General features: G+C 34.4%; 5 protein-coding genes and 1 pseudogene. 4 read left to right on the forward strand and 2 right to left on the reverse strand.

The features are described from left to right. Positions 1-98: 98 nt before the first annotated feature. Complete coding sequence (locus ABS916_RS12895; RefSeq protein ID WP_502880614.1) at positions 99-221, reverse strand: hypothetical protein; 123 nt, start codon at positions 219-221, stop codon at positions 99-101. 152 nt (positions 222-373) lie between these two features. Continuing rightward, entirely contained in the window at positions 374-937 is a 564-nt protein-coding gene (locus ABS916_RS12730) for a TetR/AcrR family transcriptional regulator (protein WP_350452255.1), read from the reverse strand. A 185-nt stretch (positions 938-1,122) separates the two neighbouring features. On the opposite strand from ABS916_RS12730, the gene ABS916_RS12735 reads away from it, so the two are divergent. The 4 genes and pseudogenes from ABS916_RS12735 to ABS916_RS12750 all read left to right on the forward strand — a co-directional run. Then, on the forward strand, positions 1,123-2,061 hold the full coding sequence (locus tag ABS916_RS12735) for an ABC transporter ATP-binding protein (protein ID WP_350452256.1): 939 nt from the start codon (positions 1,123-1,125) through the stop codon (positions 2,059-2,061). Beyond that, complete coding sequence (locus ABS916_RS12740; RefSeq protein WP_350452257.1) at positions 2,048-2,941, forward strand: ABC transporter ATP-binding protein; 894 nt, start codon at positions 2,048-2,050, stop codon at positions 2,939-2,941. Before ABS916_RS12735 ends, ABS916_RS12740 begins: the two co-directional genes overlap by 14 nt. Then, positions 2,942-4,405, forward strand: coding sequence for an ABC transporter permease subunit (locus tag ABS916_RS12745; protein WP_350452258.1), 1,464 nt, complete (start codon positions 2,942-2,944; stop codon positions 4,403-4,405). It abuts the gene before it with no gap. Positions 4,406-4,650: 245 nt separating this feature from the next. Further along, positions 4,651-5,355: pseudogene (locus tag ABS916_RS12750) on the forward strand (IS1380 family transposase); the annotation flags it as partial.

Consider the following 5,355-nt stretch of genomic DNA (forward strand, 5'->3'; position numbering starts at 1 on the left):
ATTATGTTGAGTATTTTATTTTAGAAAAACTCCATACACTTTTAATCATTGGATATAAAGCCACATATATCTTCATTCATTTGCTGTCTCCTGCAATTTTAATCAGAAGTTGTTTCATCTGCAAAGGAGGCCATTAATTCTTTTGGTAATTGGATGAGCTGATTATTGGTGTAAAAATCTTGATCATTTTTTGGATTACTTAGTACATGGTAAAAGGCCATTTCTGAACGACTAAATCCCAGACTTTCATACTTTTTTCTAAATCCATGGCTTTTTTTGCTGAATGAATATATCAGATTCTGGTTACTATTTAGTGAATTAAAGAAAAAAACAGAAATCTTTTCGATATAAATCTTCTGCCTCTATTTATTTTCTACTTCAATTTTTCTAACGTTCGTTTATATAACTTAATCATTTCTTCTGTACCAATTTTGTCTTTATTGTTCTTATACCAGTAAACAGATTGAACCGTTACACCCATAATGATTTGTCCTTTGTATTCAGTCACGAAAGGTTGAAGTTTATTCTTACTTTCTCCTCCATTTACATGCGTTCGCAACATTTTTTGGCCATACTCTTGTACGCTAACCATCTCTAACATAATATCTGAATTCATTTGAATACTAAAGATAAGCTCTAAAACATTGTCTGATTCATTCAATAGTTGCTCAAATACTAAAACAAAAAAGTCGCCTTCTTTTTCATTTATATTTTGAAAGGCATAATCAAAAACAAGATTCATTTTATGTTTAATAAAAAACGTTAAAAAATCGTATTTATCCAAAAAATGTTGGTAAAAAGTTGGCCGCCGAATCATCGCTGCATCACAAATTTCAGTGACAGATATTTTCTCAAATTCTTTTTCATTTAATAATCCTTCAAAATTTTCAATTAAAGACTTGAAGGTTTTTTGAATTCTTAAGTCTAAATTCTCCATAACCATACTCTCCCTTTAAAGTTATTTTACATTTTCACATAATTTGTTTGTTAATTAACAGATGCAAAATTATGTCTCTTGTTCTAGATTTCTATTCAAGTATAATCGTTAATGTGACAAATGTAAATAAAGAAACAACTGTTAAATAACTATCAAATGAATAATAAATGAAAGTAGGTAAACGAATGTCAGTAATCGAAGTAAAACATGTTACAAAAGATTATGGCCAGGGTCGAGGTATCTTTGACGTTTCTTTTGAAATAAAAAAAGGGGAAGTTTTTGGATTCTTAGGGCCCAATGGTGCAGGTAAAACGACAACAATACGTCATCTCATGGGTTTTTCTAAACCTCATGAAGGTGAATTATCTATTAATGGTAAAGATTGTTGGAAAGCATCAGCAATCATCAAATATGATGTTGGCTATTTGCCAGGTGAGTTAGCTTTCCCTAAAAATATGACAGGTGATCAATTCATTAAATTTATGGCGGAAGAAAGACAAATTACAGATATGACTCATACAGAAGAGCTTAAAAACATTTTTGAACTCGATACTTCAGAAGATATTAAAGAAATGAGTTTAGGAACTAAGCGAAAATTAGCCGTCGTGACGGCTTTCATGCATAATCCAAGCGTCTTAATTTTAGATGAACCAACGTCTGGACTAGATCCAGTGATGCAAGAACGTTTCATTCAATTTATTTTAAACGAGAAAGCGAACGGAAAAACCATTCTATTATCTAGTCATATTTTTAGTGAAGTCGATGCAACTTGTGACCGTATAGCCATCATAAAAGATGGTGTCGTTGTTTCAACGGTCGAAGCGAATCAGTTAAAACAAAGTACAAATAAAGCATTTAAGATTGAATTTTCAAGCTATCAAGACTACCAAACATTCTTGGAGGATACGAAATTTACCATCCCCATTAAAAGACCTGATCAAAACCAAGTCAAACTAAATCTGACCGATGAAAAAATGCAACAACTATTTATAGAGTTAAGTGGTGTCAAAGTGAACTTTATTTCAGAAATTAAGTTCACACTTGAAGATTACTTTATGGACTTTTATGACCGTAAGAAAACAGTCGCTGCTGGAGAGGAGAACTTGCAACATGGCTTACATTGAGATAGAACATTTAACGAAAGATTATGGAAAAGGTCGAGGAATATATGACGTCTCTTTAGAGATTGAAAAAGGCGAAGTCTATGGCTTCGTTGGTATTAATGGCGCAGGCAAGACCACAACCATTCGGCATATGATGGGTTTTATTAAACCGGTCGAAGGAAATGTCAGTATTAAGGGACTTGACGCGACGAAGAGTAGTGCCGAAGTCAAACGCTATGTTTCTTACATCCCTGGGGAAATTAATTTCCCTGGAAATACAACGGGTGAAGAATTCCTTAAAGAACAAATTTACTTATCAGGAAGAGGGAATTGGGACCGCGCCAAAGAATTAATCGAGTTACTTCAATTAGATGCCACAGCTAATGTACATGCTATGAGTAAAGGGATGAAACAAAAAACGGCAATTGTTTCAGCTTTAGCTTCGGATGCGGATATTTTAATTATGGATGAACCCACAACAGGTTTAGATCCTTTGATGCGTGATGTTTTCATAAACCTTTTAAAAGAAGAAAAAGAAAAAGGAAAGACTATTTTTATGTCGAGCCATATTTTCCAAGAGGTTGAAGAAGTTTGTGATCGTGTCGCTGTTATACAAAAAGGTAAAATTATTGATATTGTGGATATGAAAACTATTCGTTATAACAAAAATAAAGAGTACCGGATGGAATTTAAATCCGAAGAAAATTTCAAACAATTTATCAGTTTAGGCTATCAAATAAATCAGATAAAAACAGAAGATTTACAAGTCTTTGTGCAAGTCCATGACAATCAGATTAACGAACTCATTCAAAGTCTAAAAGCATTTGACTTGGTTTATTTCAAAGAAATTAAAGTGCATTTTGAAGATTATATTACCGAAATATTCAAGGAGGAAGTCTAAATGTTATCAAAACCAATTTTTAAACAAAGTCTACAATCGAACTGGAAGCTATGGTTGATCATAACAATTGTTGCGTCAATGATCATCTCTGGTTTCATAATAAGCTATGATGCGGCAGGTTACGCTTCAATTGCGGAAGCTGCTGAAGGGACAGCTTTTTCTAATATCTTATCCACTCTAACGAGTCTATTAGGGAGTTTAGAAAACTTTTATAAATTGATTGCTGTCATTCTTGGGATTGTTTATGTAGTATTTACCGCAAATAATCTTGTGGTTAATGAGGTAGATTCAGGATCTATGGCTTACACTTTGTCAACACCTATTAAACGTTCAAGTGTTATTTTTACAAAATCACTTTACTTAATCCTTTCTGTTGTATTAATGTATACCGTCATTACACTAGCAGGGTTGACCGCTTCCCAATTGAATTATAACAATGTGACGGGTTATGCGATAACTGAGGATGTTGAAGCAGCAGCTAAAACGTTGAACCACAATGAAGATTATTTATCCGAGCGACTTTATCTAATTCAAGAAGATGAAGATGTTATGCGTGAAGCCGCTATTGCACGAGATATGGATACTGAAGCTTATGCGATTTATTTAGAAGATGTCATTCGTGAGCGTTCTTATGAAGAAGCGGCAGAAATTATCACAGACGAGCGTTACGACATTTATAATGATGACGATGATATAGAAGATGATGATATCGAAATTACGATGGAAGAATTAATGGAAGATCCAGGAATGATTCTAGATAGTAACGATGCCCTAGCTGCTGGTGCGCGTCTTTACGGTCTTTCAACAAATGATTATCGTAAAATTGTTCTAGATGAAATGAATGACCTTGAGAGTTCAGAAGAAGTCGAAGAAGAAGCAACAACTCCGCAAAGACAATTAACTGAAGACAATGCCAAATTGCTACTGCAAACAGTCATCGACTCATCCGCAACAGCTTTAAACTTAAGTAGTGATCAAGTAAGTGAAAACTTAACATTACTTAAAGATCCGGAAGCCTTAGTCTTATCTACACAAACAACCGGATTAAATGAAGAACAAATTACATCCATGGCCAATCATGCGATGGTGTCTTCCGCTAGATCGGTTGATAAAGCTTTAGAATTTGATGTTGAAACGTATCTATGGTTAAGTCTGGGGCTACTATTATTAATTCTTGCAATGAGTTCAATAGCGTTCTTCGCATCAACATTGTTTAACCGTACAGGAATGGCGTTAGCAATCGGAGGCGGTATACCTTTTGCATTCTTCCTAATTACCATGATTCAACAATTAATGGATAGTGCCGATGGTCTTGAATATATAACAATAACCACACTTTTTGACACAGATGCAATTCTTGCCGGTGGAGAATTTGGCTGGGGCTTAGTAGCTTTAGGAGCAATTACCTTTGTACTATACACCGCATCAAATATTCTCTTTACGAAGAAAGATTTACCCCTTTAAAAACTGCACCAAAATATTTCAATAAAATAATAACCATCTCCTTACTCAGTCGATAGGAGATGGTTATTTTTTATATAGATACCTGAATAATTCATAGTTTTCTTGAAACTGTTAGTTAATCTTGCACTTATAATACTTGTGCTGTTTCATCTCATCACCCTTTGGGTGACAAATAAAAAGAAAAAAGAACCCCTTTTTGATATGGTTAATTCACGACAAACAACCAATAGGAAGGAGTTCTCTCAATGGTTACTTTACAAGAAACTGCAGTGAAATTCAATAATAATCTACATTCCTCTCATACAGGTGGTCGTTTATCGAGCGATTCTGGTTTACTTTTAGTAGATGAATTAATGGATGCTTTCCATTTTGAAGACCTCATCAAACAACTCATTACTTTTAAAGAAAATCGTCGTTACTGGACCCACACGAATCAGAAAATTTTAAAACAAATGGTCCTTCAACTGATCGCTGGTTATAAAGCTGACTCGTCTGCCGATATTCTACGACACGATCTAATGTTAAAAACTTTATCATTAGAAGACGCATTGGCATCACAGCCATCAATCTCACGTTTTTTTGATCGGATTACTGAACAAACTATCGATGACTTTCAAGCATTTAACCAAGCTTTAATCGATCAAGCTCGACTCGTTCGCAATGATACCGATATGATAATCGATTTGGATTCTACACATTCAGATACCTTCGGTAGACAAGAGCAAATCGATTACAATGCCCATTATAGAACACATGGCTATCATCCAATCGTTGCGTTTGATGGTTTAACTGGTGACTTTTTGAAAGCCAAACTTTGACCTGGAAACCAGTATACTTCAACAGGTGTAAAAGCATTTCTTGAACCACTATTAGAGCATTATAATCAAGTAGTCCCTACAACAGATATTTTAGTTCGTGGAGATAGTGGCTTCGCAACGCCTGATATCTAT

Origin of the sequence: Carnobacterium sp. (genome assembly GCF_040274945.1) — a bacterium.
Taxonomy (GTDB): domain Bacteria; phylum Bacillota; class Bacilli; order Lactobacillales; family Carnobacteriaceae; genus Carnobacterium_B.